21 protein-coding genes are annotated in these 21448 nt (G+C 72.2%); 4 read left to right on the top strand and 17 right to left on the bottom strand.

The window, feature by feature from the left end:
- Nucleotides 1–36: 36 nt before the first annotated feature.
- From sbnA to NOD94_RS21900, 15 genes are all read right to left on the bottom strand, one after another.
- Nucleotides 37–1050, bottom strand: coding sequence for a 2,3-diaminopropionate biosynthesis protein SbnA (gene sbnA / locus NOD94_RS21970; RefSeq protein WP_281207745.1), 1014 nt, complete (start codon nt 1048–1050; stop codon nt 37–39).
- Nucleotides 1047–2120: a 2,3-diaminopropionate biosynthesis protein SbnB gene (gene sbnB / locus NOD94_RS21965; RefSeq protein WP_281207744.1), complete on the bottom strand. Its 1074-nt coding sequence runs from the start codon at nt 2118–2120 to the stop codon at nt 1047–1049. Before sbnB ends, sbnA begins: the two co-directional genes overlap by 4 nt.
- 115 nt (nt 2121–2235) lie before the next feature.
- Complete coding sequence (locus tag NOD94_RS21960) at nt 2236–5754, bottom strand: amino acid adenylation domain-containing protein (RefSeq protein ID WP_281207743.1); 3519 nt, start codon at nt 5752–5754, stop codon at nt 2236–2238.
- Between the two features lie 11 nt (nt 5755–5765).
- Nucleotides 5766–6461 carry a DsbA family protein gene (locus NOD94_RS21955; RefSeq protein ID WP_281207742.1) on the bottom strand — a complete coding sequence of 232 codons (696 nt, stop codon included), beginning with the start codon at nt 6459–6461 and terminating at the stop codon, nt 5766–5768.
- A complete protein-coding gene (gene fabG / locus NOD94_RS21950; protein WP_281207741.1) occupies nt 6458–7201 on the bottom strand; it encodes a 3-oxoacyl-[acyl-carrier-protein] reductase in 744 nt (247 codons plus the stop codon). Before fabG ends, NOD94_RS21955 begins: the two co-directional genes overlap by 4 nt.
- A complete protein-coding gene (locus tag NOD94_RS21945; protein ID WP_281207740.1) occupies nt 7198–7719 on the bottom strand; it encodes a 3-hydroxyacyl-ACP dehydratase FabZ family protein in 522 nt (173 codons plus the stop codon). The genes fabG and NOD94_RS21945 overlap by 4 nt, the downstream gene beginning before the upstream one ends.
- Nucleotides 7716–8120: a hypothetical protein gene (locus NOD94_RS21940; RefSeq protein WP_281207739.1), complete on the bottom strand. Its 405-nt coding sequence runs from the start codon at nt 8118–8120 to the stop codon at nt 7716–7718. Before NOD94_RS21940 ends, NOD94_RS21945 begins: the two co-directional genes overlap by 4 nt.
- Nucleotides 8117–9223, bottom strand: coding sequence for a beta-ketoacyl synthase N-terminal-like domain-containing protein (locus NOD94_RS21935; RefSeq protein ID WP_281207738.1), 1107 nt, complete (start codon nt 9221–9223; stop codon nt 8117–8119). Before NOD94_RS21935 ends, NOD94_RS21940 begins: the two co-directional genes overlap by 4 nt.
- Complete coding sequence (locus NOD94_RS21930) at nt 9220–10224, bottom strand: hypothetical protein (protein ID WP_281207737.1); 1005 nt, start codon at nt 10222–10224, stop codon at nt 9220–9222. Before NOD94_RS21930 ends, NOD94_RS21935 begins: the two co-directional genes overlap by 4 nt.
- Nucleotides 10224–10982, bottom strand: a complete 759-nt coding sequence (locus NOD94_RS21925; protein WP_281207736.1) for an alpha/beta hydrolase — start codon at nt 10980–10982, stop codon at nt 10224–10226. Before NOD94_RS21925 ends, NOD94_RS21930 begins: the two co-directional genes overlap by 1 nt.
- A complete protein-coding gene (locus NOD94_RS21920; RefSeq protein ID WP_281207735.1) occupies nt 10979–11869 on the bottom strand; it encodes a beta-ketoacyl synthase N-terminal-like domain-containing protein in 891 nt (296 codons plus the stop codon). Before NOD94_RS21920 ends, NOD94_RS21925 begins: the two co-directional genes overlap by 4 nt.
- Nucleotides 11866–12996: a beta-ketoacyl synthase N-terminal-like domain-containing protein gene (locus NOD94_RS21915; RefSeq protein WP_281207734.1), complete on the bottom strand. Its 1131-nt coding sequence runs from the start codon at nt 12994–12996 to the stop codon at nt 11866–11868. Before NOD94_RS21915 ends, NOD94_RS21920 begins: the two co-directional genes overlap by 4 nt.
- A complete protein-coding gene (locus NOD94_RS21910; protein ID WP_281207733.1) occupies nt 12993–14243 on the bottom strand; it encodes a beta-ketoacyl-[acyl-carrier-protein] synthase family protein in 1251 nt (416 codons plus the stop codon). Before NOD94_RS21910 ends, NOD94_RS21915 begins: the two co-directional genes overlap by 4 nt.
- Nucleotides 14244–14297: 54 nt before the next feature.
- Complete coding sequence (locus tag NOD94_RS21905; RefSeq protein WP_281207732.1) at nt 14298–14549, bottom strand: acyl carrier protein; 252 nt, start codon at nt 14547–14549, stop codon at nt 14298–14300.
- 31 nt (nt 14550–14580) lie between these two features.
- Nucleotides 14581–14799 carry an MbtH family protein gene (locus tag NOD94_RS21900; RefSeq protein WP_281207731.1) on the bottom strand — a complete coding sequence of 73 codons (219 nt, stop codon included), beginning with the start codon at nt 14797–14799 and terminating at the stop codon, nt 14581–14583.
- A gap of 362 nt (nt 14800–15161) precedes the next feature.
- Between NOD94_RS21900 and NOD94_RS21895 the strand changes: the two genes are divergently transcribed.
- Nucleotides 15162–16049, top strand: a complete 888-nt coding sequence (locus tag NOD94_RS21895; protein ID WP_281207730.1) for an alpha/beta fold hydrolase — start codon at nt 15162–15164, stop codon at nt 16047–16049.
- Here the strand turns inward: NOD94_RS21895 and NOD94_RS21890 are convergent.
- A complete protein-coding gene (locus tag NOD94_RS21890; protein ID WP_281207729.1) occupies nt 15953–16486 on the bottom strand; it encodes a hypothetical protein in 534 nt (177 codons plus the stop codon). The genes NOD94_RS21895 and NOD94_RS21890 overlap by 97 nt on opposite strands.
- 177 nt (nt 16487–16663) lie before the next feature.
- Here NOD94_RS21890 and NOD94_RS21885 point away from each other — a divergent pair, with 177 nt between their 5' ends.
- The 3 genes from NOD94_RS21885 to NOD94_RS21875 all read left to right on the top strand — a co-directional run bounded on the left by NOD94_RS21885 (nt 16664) and on the right by NOD94_RS21875 (nt 19892).
- Nucleotides 16664–17896, top strand: coding sequence for a histidine kinase (locus tag NOD94_RS21885; RefSeq protein WP_281207728.1), 1233 nt, complete (start codon nt 16664–16666; stop codon nt 17894–17896).
- A gap of 198 nt (nt 17897–18094) precedes the next feature.
- Complete coding sequence (locus NOD94_RS21880) at nt 18095–19033, top strand: ATP-binding cassette domain-containing protein (protein ID WP_281207727.1); 939 nt, start codon at nt 18095–18097, stop codon at nt 19031–19033.
- A 13-nt stretch (nt 19034–19046) separates the two neighbouring features.
- Nucleotides 19047–19892 (top strand): ABC transporter permease, encoded by an 846-nt coding sequence (locus NOD94_RS21875; protein ID WP_281207726.1) that lies wholly within the window; start codon nt 19047–19049, stop codon nt 19890–19892.
- A gap of 85 nt (nt 19893–19977) precedes the next feature.
- Here NOD94_RS21875 and NOD94_RS21870 read toward each other — a convergent pair whose 3' ends face one another.
- The gene (locus NOD94_RS21870) at nt 19978–21075 is read right to left on the bottom strand and encodes an NYN domain-containing protein (RefSeq protein WP_281207725.1); all 1098 of its coding nucleotides are present in this window, start codon (nt 21073–21075) and stop codon (nt 19978–19980) included.
- Nucleotides 21076–21448: the final 373 nt, after the last annotated feature.

Raw genomic sequence — 21448 nt, 5'->3', positions numbered from 1 at the left:
ATTCCTCTTCTCGCGGGGGCATTGCCGGGTACGTTTTCAGCCGACGCTAGTGACCAGCTGGGGCGGTGCGGCGACCGTGGCCGGTACCGCCGCGTCCCAGGTCCGGGGGTCGCCGAAGTGCTCCTCGACCCAGCCGGGGTCGTAAAGGGTGTCCAAATAGCGGTCACCCTGGTCGGGTGAGAGCGCGACCGCGGTGAGTCGTTCGCCCCGGGGCCGTCCGGCGAGCCAGCGCAGGGCGCCGCTGACGACGGTCCCGGTGGAACCGCCGAAGAGGAAGCCCTGTCGGGCCATCGCGTGGCAGCTCTCCAGGGTGTCCCGTTCGGGCACCATGACGACCTCGTCGACGAGTCCGTCCTCCAGCAGTTCGGGCCGTACGCCCGCCCCCAGACCGGGGATGTGCCGGGTGAGGGCCGGCCCGCCGAAGGTCACGGAGCCGACGCTGTCGACGGCCACGATCCGGACGGGACGCCGCTGCTCGCGGAAGTACCGGGCGCAGCCCATGAGGGTGCCGGTGGTGCCCGCGCCGACGAACAGCACGTCGAGCTCGGGGAACTGGGCGGCGACGGCCGGGCCGGTGGACCGGTAGTGCGCCAGCCAGTTGTGCGGGTTCACGTACTGGTTGAGCCAGACGTAGTTGGGGTCGAAGTCGACGAGTCTTCGGACGTAGTCGATCCGGGCGCCGAGCAGGCCGCGCTCCTTGTCGGGGCGCGAGATGACCAGGACGCGGGCACCGAAGGACTCCATGAGGCGGCGGCTCGCCGGGTTGCAGCGGGAGTCGGTGACGCAGACGAAGCCGTATCCCCGGTTGGCGGCGATCATGCTGAGGGCGATGCCGAGGTTGCCCGAGGAGGATTCGACGAGCACGTCCCCCGGGGTCAGGGTGCCGTCGCGCTCGGCGGCGAGCACCATCCCCAGGGCTGCCTTCAGTTTGACCGAGCCGGCGAGGTTGAGTCCTTCGTACTTGAGGAAGAGCGGCACGTCGAAGACGGACCGAAGATCGACGAAGACGTCGTCCACGTTGATCTCGTACGGGGCGGATATGACCGTCACTTCATCACCGTGTTCCGTTCGGGCGGCGTCGCCTGGTTGCGGCCGTAGCGGTCGAGCTCGTGGAAGAAGCCGTCGATGACGCCGAGCCCGCCCGCGTCCCGCAGCTGGTCGTGCACGTACCGGCCGAGGGCGATGTCGAGCACGCCGAGGCCGAAGGGGGAGAAGACGATCGTGCGGTCGGCGGGGAGCTCGACGCGGCCCTCGAGGACGTCGAAGAGGGTGCCGTCGAGGAAGTCGCGGCTGCCGGTGAGCTGTTCGGTCAGGTGCGGGGAGGTGTCGGCCTTCAGGCAGTGCTCGACGTCGTCGACGATGTTGGTGGCGGACAGCAGGATCTCGGGGGCGAGGTCCCGCAGGGACACGTTGAGCACCAGCGGATGGTGGGCGAACCAGGACGGGTCGTGGACGTGCGGGCTGCCGGCGACGGTGGCGAAGACCACCAGGTCGCTCTCCTTGATCAGTTCCTCGGCGGTGCGGTGCACGACGACGGGAGCGTCGCCGGGACGGCCCGCGAGGTAGTCCGCGAACGATTCGGCGTGCTGATCGGACAGGTCGTGGACGCCGAGCGCGTCGAAGGTCCAGCCGGTCGCCTCCAGGTAGTGGTGGATGTAGCGGGCGATCAGTCCCGTGCCGACGAAGCCGATCCGGCGGGGGCGTTCGCCCCGGCTCAGCCGGTCGGCGGCGAGGGCCGCCGAGGCCGCGGTCCTGGAGGCGCTGATGATGGAGCTCTCCAGGCAGGCGAACGGGTAGCCGGTCGCGTGGTCGTTGAGGATCAGTACGGCGGAGGCGCGGGGAATGCCGGCGGCGACGTTCTCCGGGAAGCTGGAAATCCACTTCAGGCCGTCGGTGGGCCGGTCGCCTCCCACGGACGCGGGCAGCGCGATGATGCGCGAGCTGGGCCGGTCCGGGAAACGCAGGAAGTACGACGGAGGGTTGACCGAGTCGCCGCGGCCGTGGAGGCGGTAGACCTCCTCGGTCAGCTCCACGACCTGCTTCTCGTTGCCGGTGAGGACCCCGGCCACCTGCGCGCCGGTGATGACGGCGAAGGGCGGCACGAGCGACGGGCGGGACATGGCTGCTCCATCCAAGGGGTTGGCGAGGGGGCCGGGCGCCGTGGGGCGCCCGGCCGCGGATCCGCGGGTGCGGCGAGGGGCGGTGCGTGGTGCGGCGGGGCGGTGCGGTGCGGTGCTACGGGTGTCCCGGGACGGTGACCGGGTCGCCGAGGACGACCGCGATCTCGCGGTCCCCCTCGTACGGCTCCCGGCTGTGCGCCATGCGGAGGTTGTCCACGATCAACAGGTCTCCGGCACGCCACGGTTCGCGCAGCGTGTGCTTCTCGTACACCGCGTTGATGGCGAGCACCGTGTCCTCGTCCAGGCGTGCTCCCGAGCCGTAGGTGCTGTTGAACGGCAGCCCGTCATCGCCGAACTCGAACGTGAGGTACTCCCTGATCATCGGGTCCAGCGTCCACTCGTTGAGGAACGCGATCTGGTTGAACCAGCCGCGGCGGCCGGTCAGGGGATGGGTCAGCACCGCGGCGGCGCGCTGGGTGGTGCGCAGGTCGCCGCCCGGCTGCCAGGCGCACGTGATGCCCCGCTCCGCGCAGTACGCCTCCACGGCCGCGCGGTCGTCGGTGCCGAAGGCATCGGCGAGGGTGACTCCGACGGTCCCGGTGTAGTTGCGGTCGAGCCGCCATCCCTGTGCCTCGAAGCGGGAGACCAGGCCGGCGGGGAGGGCCTCCAGCACGTCCGCGGAGTCGGCCACGCCGGTCACCCCGCCGGAGGCGGGCTCGGTGAGGCAGGCGAACAGCAGGGTGCCGGGTACCTCCCGGGCGTAGCTGAGCTCGTGGTGCATGCACATGGGCTGGTCGGCGGGCCACTCCGAGGAGGAGTACACGCCGTCGGCGAGGCGGCGGCGGACGGCGAAGCCCTCCCGCTCGGTGATCACCTCGTGCAGGACCTCCCGGCCGACGGCGGCCACCGTCGCGGCGTCTGCCAGCCCGAGGCCCCGCACCAGCAGCGCCCCGTGCTCGGCGACGGTGGCCCGCAGTCGGGCGCGGTGCTCGGCGGCCCAGGCCGCCGGATCGGCGGGGGCCGGGCCGTCGAGGACGAGCACGGCCGGCCGGCCCTCGGTCCGGGTCACCTCGTACGGAACCGCCGGCGCGTCGGCGGCGGACGGCCCGGCCGACGGGCCGCGGGGGGCGTCGGAGGCGGCGGAAGCGGAGGCGGAGGTGGAGTCGGACGAGGAGTCGGGCGTCACGGCGTCGGAACCGGAAGCGCCGGTGGCTCCGGCGTCGATCAGCGCGGCCAGTTCGCCGAGCGTCGGGTGGCGCATGACGTCGCCCAGCGTGAAGGCGCGCTCCATGAGGACGATCAGTCGTACGGCCGACAGCGAGGTACCGCCCCGGTCGAAGAAGCCGTCGCCGCGCCCGAGCTTGCCGACGGGCACCTTGAGCACGTGCGACCAGGCCTCGGCGAGGCGGCGTTCGGTGGCGGTGACGAGCTCCTCCCGCGCCCGGTCCTCCTCCCGGACCGCGAGTCGCGCGGCCAGGGCGGTCAGGGCGCGCTTGTCCGTCTTGCCGTTGGGGGTGAGCGGCAGCACGTCCAGGCGCTCCAGCCGGGCGGGCACCATGTAGCCGGGCAGGGTCTCCCTCAGGCGCAGGCGCAGGGCGTCCGGGGTCTCGTCCGAGCCGGTCTGGAAGGCGACCAGGTGGCGGCCCTCGTCGGCGCTCTCCACGACCACGACGGCGCCGTCGCGCACGCCGGGCAGCTTCAGCAACTGGTTCTCGATCTCGCCGATCTCGATCCGGAAGCCCCGGATCTTGATCTGGGCGTCGCGGCGGCCGAGGAACTCCAGGGTGCCGCCGGGCAGCCAGCGTCCGAAGTCGCCCGAGCGGTAGAGCCGCTGCCCGGGTCGGTGCGGGTCCTCTCCGAAGGCCTGGGCGGTCCGCTCGGGGTCGTTGACGTAGCCGCGGCCCACGCACACGCCGGAGAAGACGATCTCGCCGGGTGCGCCGAGGGGGACGGGCCGGAGGTTCTCGTCGACGACGTACACGGTGACGTTGCCGACCGCCCGTCCGAGCGGGACGGAATCCCACACCGGGACGGACGTCATCACCTCGTGGTTGGTGTCGTCCGAGGTCTCGGTCAGGCCGTAGGCGTTCATCAGGGCGACGTGCGGGAAGCGCGCGAACCACCGGACGGCGAGTTCCTTCTTCAGCGCCTCGCCCGTGACCGACACGCAGCGCAGGGCGGGCAGCTCTCGGGGCCTCTCCTCCAGGCGGGTGAGCACCACCTCCAGGTAGGAGGGGACGGCCTGCAGGACGGCGACCCCGCCCTGTTCGACGGCGTCCAGGTAGCGGTCGACGTCGAGGATCTCCTCCTGGCCGACGATCAGCGTCCGGCCGCCCACGACGAGCGCGGCGACCAGCTGCCACAGCGAGATGTCGAAGGACTGCGGCGCGGTCTGCGCGACCACCTGGCCCTCGGCGATGCCCTGGTCGTCGATCTTGGCGTACAGGTGGTTGACGAACCCGGCGTGTTCGCACATCGCGCCCTTGGGTTCGCCGGTGGAGCCCGACGTGAAGTACAGGTAGGCGAGCTGGTCCGACGCCACCGGAACGCGGGGATCCGCCTCGCCGCGGTCCTCCGCGTGCGCGGCGGCGACGTCGAGGAGCTCCAGGTCCGCCGGCGCGGCCTGTTGGAGGTGCCCGGGGCCGCCCTCCTCGGTCAGGACGAGGCGGCAGCCGCTGCGCGCCAGGGTGCGGGCCATCCGGTCGACCGGGGCGTGCGGCTCGACGGGCAGGTAGGCGGCACCGGCCTTGAGGATGCCGATGACGGAGGCGAGCCACTCCAGGTTGCGTTCGGTGACGACGGCCACCACCGCCTCGGGCCCCAGGTCCCGGGCGAGCAGCGCGTGCGCGATCCGGTTGGCCCGGGCGTTGAGCTCGCCGTACGTCCAGCTCCGGCCGGCGTGCACGGCGGCGGTCTCCGCGGGGCGGGCGGCGGCCTGCGCCTCGAACAGTTCGTGGAAGCGCCGGTCGGGCAGTTCCCGCACCGGCCCGGCCAGTTCGTGGACCTGGAAGCGGTACTCGGCCTCGGAGAGCAGTCCCCGGTCGTGGACGCCCGCCTCGGGTCCGGCCACCAGTTGTTCCAGCGCGGTGAGGTAGTACCCGGCGATCCGGGCCGCGGCCTCGGTGTCCAGGACGTCGGTGCGGTGGCGCAGCAGCAGCGCGGGACCCCGCGGGCCGTACCGCAGGGTGGTGACCAGCACGGTGTCGCCGTCCGGGGCGGCCGGTTCGCCGTCGGGGTGGCCGAGGTCCAGCACGGTCTCGAAGGCGCCGCCGGCGGGTTCGGCGGCCGCCGCCCCGGCGGCGGTCAGGAGTTCGCGCCAGGTGCCGGCGTCCGAGGAAAGGGTCAGGGCCTGCGGGACGGACGCGGCCGAGCCCGGGGCGACCGGCGGGACGTAGCCGCTCACCACGGCCCGTTCGCCGCCGAGCGCGCTCAGCACGGCGGTGTGCGCGGCGAGCGCCGCGGCGGCCCAGCCGGTGCGCGACCGCCTGGTCAGCAGCCGGGCCCGGGCGGCGAGCCGGACCGGGACCGGTACGGTCGTCCCGGCCCACGCGGCGGGTACGGGCGCTCCGTCGGGGCCGGGCGTCGGTGGCACGCGGCGCGGGACGAGCCGCTGGGGGGTTCCGGTGGTGGTCATCGTCTCTCCTGTCAGGCGTGCGGGCTGCCGTCGGGGACGACGGTGTAGGGGGCCGCTTCGAACGGGGCGTCGCTGATGCCGTCCCAGTCGTGGCCGCGGACGGCGGCCACGAACGCCCCCACCCGCTCGGCTCCCCAGAACGCTTCGCGTCCGTGCATGAAGAACGGCACCCCGAAGGCGTCGTCGTGGTAGGCGGCGATCAGGCACTCGACGCCCTTGAGCCGCAGGTCCGGGTCGTCGACGGCCTCGGCGAGGGTCGGGTCGAGGCCGAGTTCGGCGGCGATGGCCTCGATGGTCGCCGGGTCCGCCAGGTCGCGGCCCTCGTTCCAGCGGGCCCGGTAGGCGAGGTCGACGAACCGCCGTCCCAGGCCCTTCTCCTCCGCCGCGAGGTAGGCCAGGTGGGAGACCTCCCAGTGCGGGGCGCGGTCGACGGGCCAGGTCACGTGCCAGCCGCGGGCGTGGGCCCAGCGCCGGGCGTCGCGGAGGATGTAGAAGTTCTTGGAGCGGTGCATCGGCATCACCGGCAGGGTGACCCCGGCGTCCGCGAGGAGCCGGGTGGACTCCTCGTCCGGCTCCCAGTAGGGGATCCATTCGATCCGGTCGAGGACGTCGGGATACTTCTCGGTGAGGTCCCGGTACGCGAACCACGAGTACGGGCTGCGCAGCGAGAAGTACCACCTGGGGTGCTTCTTCCTGCGGGTGCTCACAGCGATATCCCCCCGTCGATCTGGAAGACGGCTCCGGTGATGTAGCCGGCGCGGTCGTCGGAGAGGAACGCGACGAGCTCGGCGACCTCCTCGGCGGAACCCATCCGGCCCAGGGCCACGTTCGCGAGGACGCCCTCGACGGCGCCCTTGGACACGGCGGCGGTCATGTCGGTGTCGACGAAGCCGGGGGCGACGACGTTGACGCGGATGCCGTAGCGGCCCGACTCCTTGGCCAGCGACCGGGAGAAGCCGATGATCCCGGCCTTGGAGGCGGCGTAGTTGGTCTGGCCGGCGTTTCCGTAGATCCCGGCGACGGAGGAGATGTTGACGATGCTGCCCTTGCGGCGCTTCATCATCGGGAAGGCCACCGCCCGGCACACGTGGAAGACCCCGTCGAGGTTGGTGGCGACGACCGACTTCCAGTCGTCGTCGGACATCATGACCAGCCCCTTGTCCCGGGTGATGCCGGCCGAGGTGACGGCGGTGGCGACCGGTCCCAGCTCGTCCTCGGTGGCGGCGACCCATTCGCGGACCGCGGCGGCGTCGCTGACGTCGACCTGCCGGTACAGCACGCGGGCGCCGAGCTCGCCGGCCTCCTTGGCCAGGGTCAGCGCCGCCTCCTCGCGGGAGTGGTAGCAGAAGCTGACGTCGTGGCCGTCGGCGGCGAGTTTGAGCACCGTCGCCCGGCCGATGCCGCGGGAGCCTCCGCTGATCAGGGCCACGGGCCTGTCGTCGGTCATCGGGTGGCCTCTCGGTCGGGGGTGTCTGTGGGCAGGTCGGCGGGGGCGCCGGCGGGGCGCAGCTGTTCGGCGGGGCGGAACGCCATCACCATCCGGGCCACGGTCATCACGGTCTCGTCGCCGCGGTGGCTGCTGCCCTCGAAGATCACCGTGTCGGTGAGGGCCCGGCTGACGCGGACCCGGTGTTCGATGAGCTCCCCGGGCCGGACCGGTAGGTGGAACTCGGCGTCGGCCACCGAGCCGAAGAGCATGACCTGACCGTCGGGTGCTTCGGCGAGCGCCGAGGCGAGCAGTCCGGCCGCCTGGCCCCAGGACTCGATGAGCAGGGCCGGCGGGTAGTCCAGCGGGGAGTCCGGGGAGATCCCCCGGTACCAGGGCTCGTTGTGCGTGACGGCCTTGACGGCGCGGACGTACTCGCCGGGTACGAGTTCCAGGACCCGGTCGACCAGCAGCATCGGGTAGCGGTGCGGCAGCAGGTCCGTGACCCGGGGCAGGGCCCGCTCGGGTGCGGTGGTCATGGCGCGTCTCCGGGGAACTCGTAGCGCAGCCGTACGGAGGCGGCCTTGCCGCGTTCCGTGGCCGCGACGGCGTCGCAGCGCAGCCCGGTACCGGTGCGGCGCCACTTGAGGGTGAGGGTGAGGGTGTCCCCGGGGTGGACGGATCCGGCGAACCGCGCCGATTCCACGGCGGCGAGTTCGGTGGGGGCCGGGGCGGCGTCGCCGTCGGTGGCGGCGCGCTGCACGCACTCCAGCACGCACACCCCGGGGAAGATCGGGAAGTCCGGGTAGTGGCCGGCGAACACCGGTTCGCTCGCGGCGATCTCGACGCGGGCGGTCGCGGCCAGGCCGTCGGCGGTCCGGGACTCCACCAGGACCTCGGCGGCGACCGGGCTCACCCGGGAGGACGGGGCGGTGCTCACGAGGCACCCCCCAGCCGCAGGACCGCGCAGGCCAGCGAGCCGTCGCGGTCGGCGGAGCTGATGACGACGACCCGGCCGGCCGCCGAGGCGTCGGCGGCGGCGGTGGCCAGCACCATGGCGATCTGGAACGACCCGGAGGCCGCGGAGACGTCACCGATGCGGCTGACGGCGGGTACCCGTTCCAGGGCCTCGGTGCCGCACACCTCGGCCAGCACCTCGCGCTCCTGGTGGCCGAGCAGTCCCGGCGCGTCACCGGCGCTCGCCGCCCACACCTCCTGCGGGCCGACTCCGGCGGCCTCGAGGGCGGAGCGTACGCAGGCCTCCAGGACCGGGCGCACGAGGGTGCCCGTCGCCACCCTGGTCCGGACGGCCAGGACCTCGGCGAGACGCGGCCGCTCGGCGGTGGCACGGTCGGCCGGTTCGACCAGCAGCACGGCCGCGCCCTCGCCGAGCGCGACGCCGGGCGCCTCGGCGCCCCGGCTGTGGCGCTCCAGCCAGTAGCGGGCCGCCGAGTACTCCTCGGCGGCCGTGCAGAGCACGGTGTCGGCGCGGCCCGAGGAGAGCAGCCGCGTCGCGTAGTTGAGGGCCAGCAGGCCCGCCGCACGACCGCCCGCGAGGGTGGTGTTGGGTCCCTTGATGCCGTACCGGATGGCGCACTGGCCGGCCGCGCAGTTCATGACGGCGTTGGGCATGACGGCCGGGTCGACGTCGTAGGGCCGCTCGCCGACCAGCGAGCTGCGGGTGAAGTCCATCATGCTGGCGGCGCTGCCCGTGGTGGTGGCCAGGACGAGCGCGGCCCGCTCGCCGGTCTCCGACTCACGGACGGCGCCGGGCCGCTCCAGCAGGGAGCCGACGGCGGCGACGGCGAGGCCGGTGACCCGGTCCATGGAACGGGTGCCCTTCTTGCCGAGCACCTCGCGGGTCTCGAAGCCGGGGACCAGGTGGGCGCGGCCGGCCGGCACCTTCCAGCGCGCGGTGTCGACCGGGGCGCCGGTGGAGCGCTCGCCGCGCAGTCCCTCGGCCAGCGCGTCGGCGCCGATGCCGTACGGCGAGACCGCCGACCAGCCGGTGATGACGGCCCGGGGGGCCACGGCGGTGCTCATGCCGCCGCCCGGGGCGTGGAGAGGGCGGCGACGGTGGCCTCGTCGAACTCGGCCATCTCCCAGTGGTTGGGGGCCGACTCGTGGAGGTAGCCGTGGGTGATGGTGCCGGTGGCGGTCTTCACGAGTCGGCCGTCGCGCAGCACCCAGCAGTCCATGCGGGTGGAGTAGAGGAGGGTCTTGAAGACGTTCTCGACGGTGTAGACGGTGTAGAGCTCCTCCTCCATCACGGTCTCGTCGAGGATCTCGATGCGGGACTGGGTGACGACGGGGATCCAGCCGCGGGTGTCGAGGACCTTCTTGATGGGCAGTCCGCGGTCGGCGAGGAAGAGGTCCTCGACCTCCTCCATCACGCGCAGGAAGCCGGACATCTGGACGCGCTCGTTGAAGTGGCAGTAGAAGTACGGCATCCGCCAGCGCCAGCCGAACGCGTTGGTGTCGCCGATGAGTTCGTCGAGGACCGGGTCGCTGGTGGTGCCGCGGCCGGCGGTGAACCCGCCGTAGGGCAGCGGGACCGCGGTGGCCTCGCGGCTCTCGCCGGTGCCGAGGCGGGCCGCGGTGAACCGCTCGATGCCCTCGGGCCAGGCCTCCTCGGCCTTGATGTGGTCGTCGACGCGCAGGACGACGACCACGGTGGAGCCCGCGCACTTGATCCGTTCGCCGTCGCGTTCGACGTACAGGGCGACCTTGAAGCGGAGCCGGTCGTCGCCCGCCTTGACGGCCGGGGTGACGACGGCTTCCACCTCGTCGTCGACGGCGAGGAGCGCGGCGAGGCGGGAGTGGACGTCCACCACGTCGAATCCGAGTCCGAAGCGTCGGTAGAGGTCGCCGGCGGGCAGGCCCGCCGTCCTGAAGTGGTTCAGTACGGCCGCTTCGGCGACGTAGTTGATGTGCTTGAAGCCGATGGCGAAGCTGATGTTGTTGCCTTCGAACAGGGGGCGCAGCCGTCCCGTCGTCGGGTTCTCCAGCAGCGCCGTCACAGCGGGATGGGGGGTCGGGCCCATCACGGACTCCTTCGTAGGGGGGCGGATCGGGCGGGAGTGCCGTCGAGGACGGACTCCACGGTGCGGGCGAACCACTCGGGCCGCTCCAGCATCGGGAAGTGGCCGCAGTCGGGTGCGGTCACGCAGTTGCCGGCGGGCAGTCGGGCGGCGAGCCGGCGGGCCTCGTCCACGGGGGCCGAGAGGTCCAGCCCGCCGCCGATGGTCAGTACGGGGGTGTGCACGAGGTCCACGCGCAGCAGTGGGGTGCGCAGGTAGGTCTCGAAGAAGCGGAGCCAGCCGTAGGGGCCGACCCATTCGGTCATCCGCAGGGCCATGTCGGCCCGCAGGTCCTCGTCGATGGGCCGGTCCAGGGTGCGCAGCCGGATGGACTCGGACATCGTGCGGGGGAAGTCGGCCATGCTGGTGCCGAGCAGGTCCCAGTGGAACTCGTCGGCGTCGGCCCGGTAGAACGGGTTGACGAGGACGACGGCGGGGACGTCGAGGGGGTTGCCCGCGGCGGCCCGGCGGCACAGCAGTTCCAGCAGCAGGACGGAGCTGAAGGAATGGGCCACCACCACGTCGGCGCCGCCGGGGACCGCGTCCAGGACGTCCTGGAGCAGCCCCGCCGAGTCGCTCTCGTGCCGCCACGCGGCGATGCCGCCGCTGTGCCAGGGCAGCCGGGGCGCGTGGACGCGTACCCGCGGGTCCCAGTGCGCCGTCGTGGGCTCCCAGATCGCCTCGTTGTTGCCGAGTCCGTGGAGCAGCACCACGGTGCTCATGCCGGAGCCCCGGCGGGGAGCAGGGCGGTTCCGGCGCCGCCGAGGACGACGTACACCGGGTCGGTGTGTCCCTGCGCGAACCAGCCGGCCGCGGCCGCGCACTGGACGACGCCCAGCGCGCCGGAGAGTTCGCCCCAGCCGCCGAGGGTGAGGTGGAGGGCGTCACCGGCGACGGGGACGTCCTCGGGGGTGAGCCAGAGTCCGGCGTCGGGAACCCGCTCGGCGAGCCGGGCCACGGTCTCTCCGGAGCGGGGGGTGCGGACCACGGGGCCGAGGAGCGCCTTCGTGGTCGCGGTGGGGGTGCGGCTGAGGACCAGGGCGGCGCCGCCGTCGGCGACGGGCCCACCGACGAGCCGACGGGTCACCTCGTTGTCCGGTTCGACGCCGGTGACGAGCATGTGGTCGGCGCGGCCGGTGCGGAGCATCAGGGTGGCCCAGCGGACCGCGTCGAGGCCTGAGGTCCGGCCGTTGCAGACGGTGAGGTTGGGGCCGCGCAGTCCGTACCGGATGGCGGTCTCCGAGGCGATGATGTTGCTGGACGCGTTGGGGGTGTCCATGGGGCTGAGGGCGCTCGTGGACTCCTTGGCGATGGTCTCCACCGCGCGGCAGACGGTGTCCGCGTTGCCGAGGTTGGAGCTGACCACGGTGCCGATGCGGTTGCCCGGCACGGTGAGTTCCGTGCCGTCGAGGAGCGCGGCGTCGGTGAGTGCCACGTGCGCCAGGTGCAGGCCGAGCCGGGTGGCCCGGTCCTTGAAGCGCAGGCCCTTCCTGCCGATGAGGGCGGCGGCGTCCACCGGTTCGGCGCCGGGCACGGCGGGCCTCAGGAGGGCTCGCGGGTCGGACACGCCGGGCAGGGCCACGGCGACACCGGAGACGGCGATGTTCACGCGGCGCCTCCCACGATCGCGACGGCGTTGACGCCGCCGAAGCCGAAACTGTTGACCTGGGCCACGCGCAGGGACGCCGCCAGTGGCCGGCCGGCCACCAGGTGGAGCCCCTCGCCCTCGGGCAGCGGGTCGGTGAGGCCCGCGATGGGCGGAACCAGTCCGGTGTCGAGGGAGCGCACGGCGACGATCAGACTGAGCAGTCCGGCCGAGCCCGAGGTGTGTCCGGTGAGGGACTTGATGCCGGTGAGGGCGGGCCTGGCACCCGCGAACACCCGGCCGGTCACGATGGCTTCGGTGAGGTCGTTGAGCGGGGTGCCGGTGGCGTGCAGGACGACGAGGTCGATCTCCTCGGGCGTGACCTGCGCCAGTTCCTGGGCCTCGCGGACGGCCGCCTCCACGCCGACGGCGTCCGGCGCCGTCTGGTGGTGGGCGTCGCAGTTGACGGCCACCGAGCGCAGCCAGGCGTGGACCCGGCGCCCGGCGTCCGCCGTCCGGGTCAGGACGACGGCGGCCGCTCCCTCGCCCAGGATGGTGCCGCCGCGGTCCTTGTCGAAGGGGCGTACGGAGGTCGGCGGATCGAACTGGACGCGGTCCGCCTGGCCGAACATGCTCTCGGTGACGACGTCGCAGCCGGCCACGATGACCGTCTCCGCCTCGCCGAGTTCGAGCATGTCCCAGGCCAGCGCGAGGGCGTACAGCGAGGCGGAACAGGCCCCCGCGAAGGTGTGGGTGTCGTCGGCGGCGAACCTGCGCCGCAGGGCCTCCTCGAAGTGGAGCCCGTCGGTGTCGAAGGGGATGCCGTCGCGCCACCACAGTTCCAGCGAACGCAGTTCGCGCAGGCCGGTGCCGACCAGGACGGGGATCCCGCCGAGGTCCTCGGGGAGCCCGGCGTCCTCGGCGGCCTGGCGGACCGCCTCGATCAGGAGGCGGGTGGCGCGGCCGGGTTCGTCCACGCCGTCGAGTTCGCGGTCGTCGACCTCGAAGAGCTGCTGCGCGTTGAAGCGGGAGCGGTCGAAGGCCCGTAGCGGGGCGAGGCCGCTGAGGCCCGAGCACAGGCCGTCGAAGATCTCCTCGGGGTCCCGGCCGATGCTGGTGACTCCCCCGATGCCGATGATGGGGTACTTCACTGCCCGGCCCCCTCGTACTTGCCGAGGATGACGATGGCGTTGTTGCCACCGAAGGCCAGGCCGTTGTTCTGCACGACGCGCAGGTCGGCCTCGACCGCGTGGTTGGGGACGCAGTCGATGCGGCACTCCGGGTCGGTCGTGCGGTGGTTGATGGTCGGCGGGATGAAGCCGTGGGTGATCGCCAGTCCGCAGGCGATGGCCCCCAGGGCGCTGGCCGCTCCCATGGTGTGGCCGAGCATCGACTTCAGCGAGATGGTGCGCGGGGGCCCCTCGCCGAAGACCTTGTTGATGGCCTCGGCCTCGGTGATGTCGTTGGCCTTGGTGCCCGTGCCGTGCGCGGAGATCAGATCGACCTCGGCGGGCTTCACGCCGGCGTTCTCCAGCGCGATGCTCATGGCCTGGGCGACGCTGTCGCCGTTGGGGGCGACCTGGTGGTACGCGTCGCAGTTGAGGCCGTACCCGAGGACCTCCGCGTAGATGGTGGCGCCCCGGGCGAGGGCCGAGTCCAGGCTCTCCAGGACCAGGACGCCGGCGCCCTCGCCGGTGAGGATGCCCTTGCGGTCCACGTCGAACGGCTGGCAGAACTCCGGGGCTATGGTGCCGAGCCGGTAGAAACCGGTGAAGGTCTTGCGGCACATGGCGTCCGCACCCCCGCACAGGGCGAACTCGACCTCGCCCGAGCTCACCGCGTCGAAGCCGTACCCGATCGCGTAGTTGCCCGCGGAGCAGGCGGTGGCGATGGTGGGGGCTTCGACGTCGGTGAGCTCCAGCTCCTGTGCGATGGCCGTGGAGAGCCTGGCGGGTGACACGCGCCGGACGACCTGCGGGTCCATGTGCTCGGGCCCGTCGGCGAGTTCGGCGGCGACCAGCTGGTCCAGTTCGTAGGACTCGCCGTCCGTGGTGCCGACGGAGACCAGTCCCCGTCGGCCGGCGAGGTCCGCCGGGTCCAGACCGGCGTCCCGCACGGCCATCCGCGCCGCCGCGACGGCGAAGCGGCTGGCGCGTCCCAGCTCCGCCACGGGTGTGCGGGTGATCCACTGCTCGGGGTCGAACCCCTTGACCTCGCACCCGTTGACGTGCGCGAAGCCTTCGACGTCGAACACCGAGATCGGGCTGACGCCGCTGCGGCCGGCCCGCAGACTGGCGGTGAACTCCTCCGCCCCGATGCCAATGCTGGAGATGACTCCGAAGCCGGTGAGGACCACCCGGCGTTTCCCGGTTCCGGCTCCGGGGCGTACTGAGGACATGCTGTTCCCCCTTCAGACCTACGGACCTGCGGTGCGGCGTGCTTACGGACCGGGTCAGCGGACGGGAGCCGCCGCGACGACCTCGTACACGCGCTCCAGGTTGACCATCTGGGCGAGCTCGGACTGGTCGATGGTGATTCCGAACTCCTTCTCCAGGGAGGCGAGGATCTCGATGGCGCGGAGCGAGTCGGCGCCGTGGTCGTCGATGAAGAGACTGGTCTCGGTGACCTCGTCGTCCTCCAGCTCCAGGATGTCGATGACGATTTCCTTGATGGCGGTACGGCGCTCGTCGGTGAGGGTCGACATTTTCTTTTCTCCTAGGTCGTGTTTCGGCTGATCAGGACGCGTCGGCGGACATGGCCGCCGCGAGGCTGCGGGGACGCATGTCGGTCCAGTGCTCGTTCACGTAGTCCAGGCATTCCGCCCTGGCGGCCTTGCCGTGCGCAACGGTCCAACCCGCCGGCACTTCGGCGAATCCGGGCCAAAGGGAATGCTGTCCCTCTTCGTTCACGAGTACCCAGTACTCGGCGCTGTCGTCCTCGAATGGATTGGCCATCGACTCTTCCCTTCCTGGCACTGTCGCCCAATTCGGCTCGACCATAAGCACCCGGGAATCATCTCGACAAGGGCTGCCCGACCCGCGACGACCGCCCGGCCGTGAGAGATTGCAATGAAAGGAATTGAATAATGTGTTGCGCGGATTCGGGGCGCACCTCCGGGCCGGTCGTGCCGACGGCGAAAAAGTACGTTTGTTCCGCCCCGTCGGCCGCGGCCCGCCGGCGCCGGCCCCGCCCGCCGTGCGCCCCGGCGGCGAGGACCGCTTCCGGCCATCGAAGAATTCTTGGCGCGGTCGGCGCCCCAGCGCGGCGACCAGTACGGTCCACCGTGCCATCCCCTCACGACCAGCAGGGAGTTCAGGTGTCAGGACCGCTGATCAGACCGCTGCCGCGCCCCCGGGCCCGGCTGACCCTGTTGTGCCTGAGCTTCTGCGGCGGTGGTACGGCGCCCTTCCGTTCCTGGGCGCGGGCGCTGCCGGAGGACGTGGAACTGGCCCTGTACTGCTATCCCGGCCGGGAGGGACGCTTCACCGACCCGTTCGCGCGGGACTGGGAGGAGCTCCTCGCCGAGGCGCTGGGGGCGGTGCGGAGCCTGGGCGGCCGGCCCTACGTACTGCTGGGGCACAGCATGGGGGCCTGGGTCGCCTTCGATCTCGCGGTGCGGGCGGAACGGGCGGGTGGGCCGGCGCCGCGGGCCGTGGTCGTCTCCGCCGCCCACGCTCCCTCCCGCGTACGGGAAGCCCTGTCGACCCCGCCGAGCCTGTACGACACCGACGAGGAGCTCCTCGACTGGATGGGCTCGGCCGGACAGTTGGCGGACGCGGTGCGGGCCGAGCCGGAGCTGACGCGGATGGCCGTCGACGCGTTCCGCGCCGACCTGCGCGTCCTGGACGGGTACCACCACCGGCCGGGCACGCGCGTACGGGCGCCGCTGCACGTGCTGTACGGGGAGCGGGACATGATGGGCGCCGCCGATGTCGAGGCGTGGCGCCCGCTGACCGCGGGCGGCTTCACGGCCACGCCGCTGCCCGGCGGGCACTTCTACACGCCCGAGGTGTGGCGGCGGCTGCCCGATCACGTGCCGGCGCTCCGCCCGGCCGGGCCGGGCGGAGCGGGCGACCCCGGGGCGGCCGACGTTCGGGCCCCGGACGTTCAGGCGGCCGGAGCCTCCCTCAGCACCCGGTCCCGGATCGCCCGGAGCATGGACTTGCGCGTCGCCCCGCTGCCGAACCTGATGAACAACCAGTAGGGAGCGAACCTGCGCCGGGCACGGTCGTCCGTCGCGAAGATCCGGGTCTCCGTGGAGAGGATCCCGCGGGCGTACCGGACGTTCATCCCGATCTTGAGTATTCCGGGCCCGGGACAATCACGAATTATCTCGGAAATCGTACCCGGGGGTCGAGGGATGTCCTCCATCGACTGCACCGCCGCGAAGAGGAACTCCTCGCCTCCGCTGGGAATCACCTCTCCGCTTTCCTTGAGGTAGTCGGATACGATGCGCCGCTCCGCCGAGACGTCGGCCCGGGTGAGGGCGATGAGGGCGCGTGCCACGGGCGCCTCCGCCCAGGTGGTGGCGTACACGGCGCGCATCACGTCGTCCGTCGAACCCGCAACGGGAATCCGGTGGATTTCCCTGAAATGCCATTTCGGCACCAGACGGTCCAGTTCCGACCGGTCGTCGGTCATTTCGAGCTCCCTCGCGCCTTCTACGGATCGATTCGCGACACATCCCGGAGAAGAACAGCAGAACGACCCGGCCGAGCAGTAGCCGGATGGCAGCTTGCTGCCATGTCGGCGCAACCTCCCCTTACGGAGGGGAGGTTGTCCGCATCTCCCGCAACACGCCCTCCTAGACTCGGCCGGATGCCCCACGACGAGCGACACCCGCTGCGGAACGTCCTTCCGAGCACCCTCTGCGCGGTCCTGGGAGCGGGCGGCCTGACGGCCGCCCTGCTCGCCGCGCCCTCGGCGGGCTGGAGAGCCCTCCTACCCATGACGGTGGCGGTCCTCGCGGCCCTCGCCCTCACCGGACTGCCCGCACGGGTGCCGCTCGCGCCGACGGCGTCCGCCGTGGCCGTCGCGTCGGCGCTGGGGACCGCCGCCCAGTTCCCGCCGCCCGCCGAGACCCAACAGGGCCCGGCCGGCCTGCTCGCGCTGGTCGAGGTGGCCGCCCTGTTGGTGATCGTCCTGCTGCTGGCGCGGCGCGCGCCCGTCCGGCAGGCCATCGTGCTCGGCTCGGCGATCGGCCTGCTGGAGTCGACCGTCGTCCTTCGACTGCAACTGCCGCCGACCGTGTTGGAAGCCGCGGCACAGAGCGCCTTCTTCGCGCTCGGGGCGGTGGCGGCCGCCGCGATCGGCGGCTACCTGCGCACGCTCGAATCCCGCAGGTTGCTCGCCGTACGCGAGGCACGACGCACCCAACGCCTTCAACTGGCCCGCGACCTGCACGACTTCGTGGCCCACGACGTGTCGGGCATCGTGGTGCTCGCCCAGGCCGCCCAGGTCGTCGGCGCCGGACGGCCGGACCAGGTCCTGCCGCTCCTGGCGCAGATCGAGGCCGCGGGGCTCCAGGCCCTGGGCTCGATGGACCGTACCGTCCACATGCTCGACGGCGCCGACGCCACCCCCGGGCAACCGGGCCCCGGCGGCGGCGAGGGCCGACCCCAGGCGTACGGACTGACCGACATCGTGGACGTCGTGGACCGGTTCCGGGCCGCCGGGCGGGCCGAGGTCGACCTCGACATCGACCTGACGCCCAATCACGTCGGCCGGGTCCCGCGCGAGGTGGCGGCGACCGCCCACCGGGCGGTCGTGGAGGCACTGACCAACATCCGCCGGCACGCCCCGACCACTCCGCTGGTCCGCGTCCGGATACTGCCCGACCTATCCGGTCCGGTGCCCCTGCTGGCCGTTTCCGTGACCAACAGCGCCCCGTCCCTCCACGGCGGCGGGGCCGGGGAACGGGCCCGCCGCGGCGGCGGTTCGGGGCTGGCGGGCCTCGCCGAACGCGTGGAGGCGCTCGGCGGCACCTTCGACTTCGGCGCTCCCGCCGACGGGGGGTGGCGGACGTCCGCCGCGCTGCCCATCGGCGAATGACCCCACGGGATGGTGAATAGCAGGATCTCCGGCCATCCCGCAATGTCACTTCGAGACTTCTGATCCTCACTCCGCATTACGGCATGCCACCACTACCGTACCGATTACAGGTACGGCCCATGTCATCCATTTCGGTCATTCCTCAATTACTCCCGACGACCGGTGGTGGGCTCCCGGCATCGAGCGAGGAAAGAATTCATGGACGACGTGATGATTGAAGTCTCGGACCTATCGAAGGCATTCGGTCAGGCAAAGGCGCTCGACGGGGTCAGCCTCGGAGCGGCGCAGGGGACGGTGCTCGGACTCCTCGGGCACAACGGCGCCGGAAAGACCACCCTCGTCAACATCCTGAGCACGCTGGCCCTGCCCACCTCGGGCACGGCCCGCGTCGGCGGCCTCGACGTCACCCGCGACGCGGAGGAGGTCCGCCGGCGCATCGGGCTCACCGGCCAGTACGCGGCGGTGGACGAAACCCTCTCGGGACGCGGCAACCTCGTCCTCATCGCGCGGTTGCTCGGCGCGTCCCGGCGCGAGGCGGCGCTGCGCGCCGAAGAACTGCTGGAGGTGTTCGACCTCACGGGCGCCGCGGAACGCAAGGCGAAGACCTACTCGGGCGGTATGCGCCGCCGCCTGGACCTCGCGGCCGGCCTGGTCGGGCACCCGGACGTCATCTTCCTCGACGAACCCACGACCGGCCTCGACCCGGCGGCGCGACGCGCCCTGTGGGAGGTCGTCAAACTCCTCGTCAAGGACGGCACCACGGTGCTGCTGACCACCCAGTACCTCGACGAGGCCGACTACTTGGCGGACTCGATCACCGTGCTGGCGGCCGGCCGGGTCATCGCGTCCGGCACCGCCGATGAACTGAAGGCCCGGATCGGGCGGCGCAGCGTCTCCGTCACGGTGCGCGGCGAGTCGGACCGCCCGCGGGCCTCCGAGGCCCTGCGGGGCGCCGGCTTCTCCCCCGCGCACGAGGGGGACGGGCTGGTGTTGACGATGCCCGTCACGGACTCCACCGACCTGGCCCGTGTCGTCCGGGCCACGGACGAGGCGGGAGTGGACCTCGCCGGGCTGGCCTTCGCCGAACCGTCCCTCGACGACGTGTACATGGCCCTGAACCATTCCACCGGACGCTAGGCAGGAACCCCCGATGACCATCACGACCAGCCGGGCGGCCGATCGGCCGACCCGAGAAGCCGTCCCCGTGACGCCCCCGCGGTTCGCCGGGACCGGCGTCCTCAAGCAGATCCAGGTCCTGTCCGGCCGGTCCCTGCGGGCCCTACGCGAACCCGCCCTGGTACTGCCGGGTGTCCTGGAGCCCATCCTGATGCTGACGGTGTTCAGCCAGGTCTTCAAGAGCGTCTCGCAGACCTCCGCGTTCCCCGCCGGGGTCAGCTACATCGACTACCTCCTGCCGGCCTTCCTCGTCACGGGGTCGATCAGCGCGGGGCTCAAGTCGGGCGTGGCACTGACGACGGAGCTCAACAACGGCATCATCGCCCGCTTCAAGGCGATGCCCATCCACACGGCGTCCATCCTGATCGGCCGGAGCATCGCCGACACCGTCCTCAACACGGTCAACATGCTGGTCATGCTGGTGGCCGCGGCCCTGGTCTTCGGGTTCGGCCCGGCGGGCGGCGTGTTCGGCGCGCTGGGCGCGGTCCTGGTCGCCGTGGTGCTCGGCTGGTCGCTGGGGTGGGTCTTCATGGCCCTGTCGGCCTGGCTGCGCCGTCCGGAGGCGCTGCAGCCCATCGGCGGAATCATCAACATGGTGCTGCTCTTCGCCTCGAACGCCTTCGTGCCGGCCGAGGGCCTGCCGGGCTGGCTCAAGGGGTTCGCCGAGGTCAACCCGATGTCCCACGCCATCACGGCGGCACGCGACCTGGCCTTCGGGGAGCCCCGGCTGAGCACCGTCCTGGCTCCCCTGGGCATCTGCCTGGTCGTCGTGCTCCTCACCGCGCCGCTGGCGATCCGCAGCTTCCGCAAGGTGTCGTGAGCCTGCCCCCCTACGCGCGAGGGCCCGCCGTCCCGGAGGGGACGGCGGGCCCTCGCGCGTAGGGGGGCGGTCACCGCCCGGCGCCTCACTCCTGCTCGCAGCTGCGGCACCGGCCGCGGCGACGCAGGTGGTAGAGGTAGGTCGCGGCGCCGAGGGCGGCGCCCCAGACCGCCCAGAGGATCGCGGGTCCCATGATCCCCCAGGAGGTGGCCTCGAAGCCCCGCAGGCCCATCAGCCCGGCGGGAACGAGGACCACCGCGACGGTCGCGGCCGGGACGATGGCGGTCGCGGGGTGGATCCTCCGGCCCTTCTTGAACCAGACCCAGCGCGGCCAGACCTCGCCCCACTTGGCCACCAGTCCGTGCATCAACAGGCTGCCCAGGGTCGACAGGACACCCATGACGAGCCCGATCTCCAGCATGTTGGGCGTGTCCTGCATCTCCTTGAGGAACTCGTCGGTGATGCCGAGCGGCAGGCCGAAGTACCAGGCGATGCGGGTGACGTCGTAGGGGATCGTCGAGAGCACGGCCACGTAGACGGCCCGGTGCCCCCAGGTGCGCAGCTTGGCCGGGTCGCTCCAGGCGCCCGGGCCGTGCGGGGCCCGGCCGCAGCGCACGCACTGGCCGTTGGTGCGCCGCTGGTGGGCGACGGTCGCGGCGATCCACAGCAACCCGCCGATGAAGACGATCATCAGATTGCCGCGGTGCCAGTACAGGATGTCGCCCATGTCCTGCGGACCCGGCACCCCGGTGAAGGCGAACACGAGCAGGGCCGGCGAGAACACCAGCAGGCCGAGCAGCGAGTAGTCGGGGATCAGGAAGGTCATGGCGACGCCGGCCACCCAGCCGTAGGCGAGCAGGGCCTTCCGGTACCGTCCGGTCCCGCGGCCGCGCAGCATCATGACGCCGACGGCGACACCGAGGGCGCAGAACACGGCCAGCACCGGGGCGACCACTTCGGCCCGGCTCGGCTCCAGGATCGATCCCGACGCGCGGTCCTCGTGGACCCGCCCGAAGGGGTAGGAGTCCCCGCCCAGGGCCCAGTACAGCGCCGCCGCCCCGTAGAGCGCCGACCACACGATCGCCAGGTACCCCGCCCAGTCCGGCCACCTCGACCACCGGCGCCGGGGCACGACGTCCGGGATCGCTTCCCTGGTACGCGTTTCGGTGGCTGTGTTCGGCATGACGGACTTCCTCCGGTTCACCGCTCGGGGCGGAATCTGTCTTCTTCGTGGGAACAACGCTGCCGCGCGGGGCGTCCCGGCACATCTGCCGATCGGCAGATCCCGGCGCGGCCGCCCGGGCGGGCACAAACGGGGAAGGCGGCTCCCGATCCGCGGGGGCACGGACCGGAAACCGCCGGATCAGGGGTGGGTGGCCGTCAGGGGGTGCGCATGTTCTCGTCCCGTCCGGTCAGGGGCATGTGATTCGTTTTCACTGTCACGGAGGCGAACGCGCCGCTCAACGCTGGATCAAAAATTTCGAAGGCGCCGGGTCAGCCGCGTCCGCAGTGCCCGCAGGTACCGCGGCGGCGGAAGTAGTAGGCGAGGGCGGCCG

Origin of the sequence: Streptomyces sp. Isolate_45 (assembly GCF_024721315.2) — a bacterium.
Taxonomy (GTDB): domain Bacteria; phylum Actinomycetota; class Actinomycetes; order Streptomycetales; family Streptomycetaceae; genus Streptomyces.
Note: the sequence above shows the minus strand (reverse complement) of the source record. Positions and strands in the feature narration are given on the sequence as shown.

Coding starts and splice junctions, on each gene's coding strand:
- NOD94_RS21960 (WP_281207743.1), bottom strand. CDS start 5,754: ATGACCACCACCGGAACCCCCCAGCGGCTCGTCCCGCGCCGCGTGCCA.
- NOD94_RS21925 (WP_281207736.1), bottom strand. CDS start 10,982: ATGAGCACCGTGGTGCTGCTCCACGGACTCGGCAACAACGAGGCGATC.
- sbnB (WP_281207744.1), bottom strand. CDS start 2,120: ATGTCCCGCCCGTCGCTCGTGCCGCCCTTCGCCGTCATCACCGGCGCG.
- NOD94_RS21885 (WP_281207728.1), top strand. CDS start 16,664: ATGCCCCACGACGAGCGACACCCGCTGCGGAACGTCCTTCCGAGCACC.
- NOD94_RS21910 (WP_281207733.1), bottom strand. CDS start 14,243: ATGTCCTCAGTACGCCCCGGAGCCGGAACCGGGAAACGCCGGGTGGTC.
- NOD94_RS21875 (WP_281207726.1), top strand. CDS start 19,047: ATGACCATCACGACCAGCCGGGCGGCCGATCGGCCGACCCGAGAAGCC.
- NOD94_RS21905 (WP_281207732.1), bottom strand. CDS start 14,549: ATGTCGACCCTCACCGACGAGCGCCGTACCGCCATCAAGGAAATCGTC.
- NOD94_RS21870 (WP_281207725.1), bottom strand. CDS start 21,075: ATGCCGAACACAGCCACCGAAACGCGTACCAGGGAAGCGATCCCGGAC.
- NOD94_RS21880 (WP_281207727.1), top strand. CDS start 18,095: ATGGACGACGTGATGATTGAAGTCTCGGACCTATCGAAGGCATTCGGT.
- fabG (WP_281207741.1), bottom strand. CDS start 7,201: ATGACCGACGACAGGCCCGTGGCCCTGATCAGCGGAGGCTCCCGCGGC.
- NOD94_RS21890 (WP_281207729.1), bottom strand. CDS start 16,486: ATGACCGACGACCGGTCGGAACTGGACCGTCTGGTGCCGAAATGGCAT.
- NOD94_RS21935 (WP_281207738.1), bottom strand. CDS start 9,223: ATGAGCACCGCCGTGGCCCCCCGGGCCGTCATCACCGGCTGGTCGGCG.
- NOD94_RS21900 (WP_281207731.1), bottom strand. CDS start 14,799: ATGGCCAATCCATTCGAGGACGACAGCGCCGAGTACTGGGTACTCGTG.
- NOD94_RS21930 (WP_281207737.1), bottom strand. CDS start 10,224: ATGGGCCCGACCCCCCATCCCGCTGTGACGGCGCTGCTGGAGAACCCG.
- NOD94_RS21945 (WP_281207740.1), bottom strand. CDS start 7,719: ATGACCACCGCACCCGAGCGGGCCCTGCCCCGGGTCACGGACCTGCTG.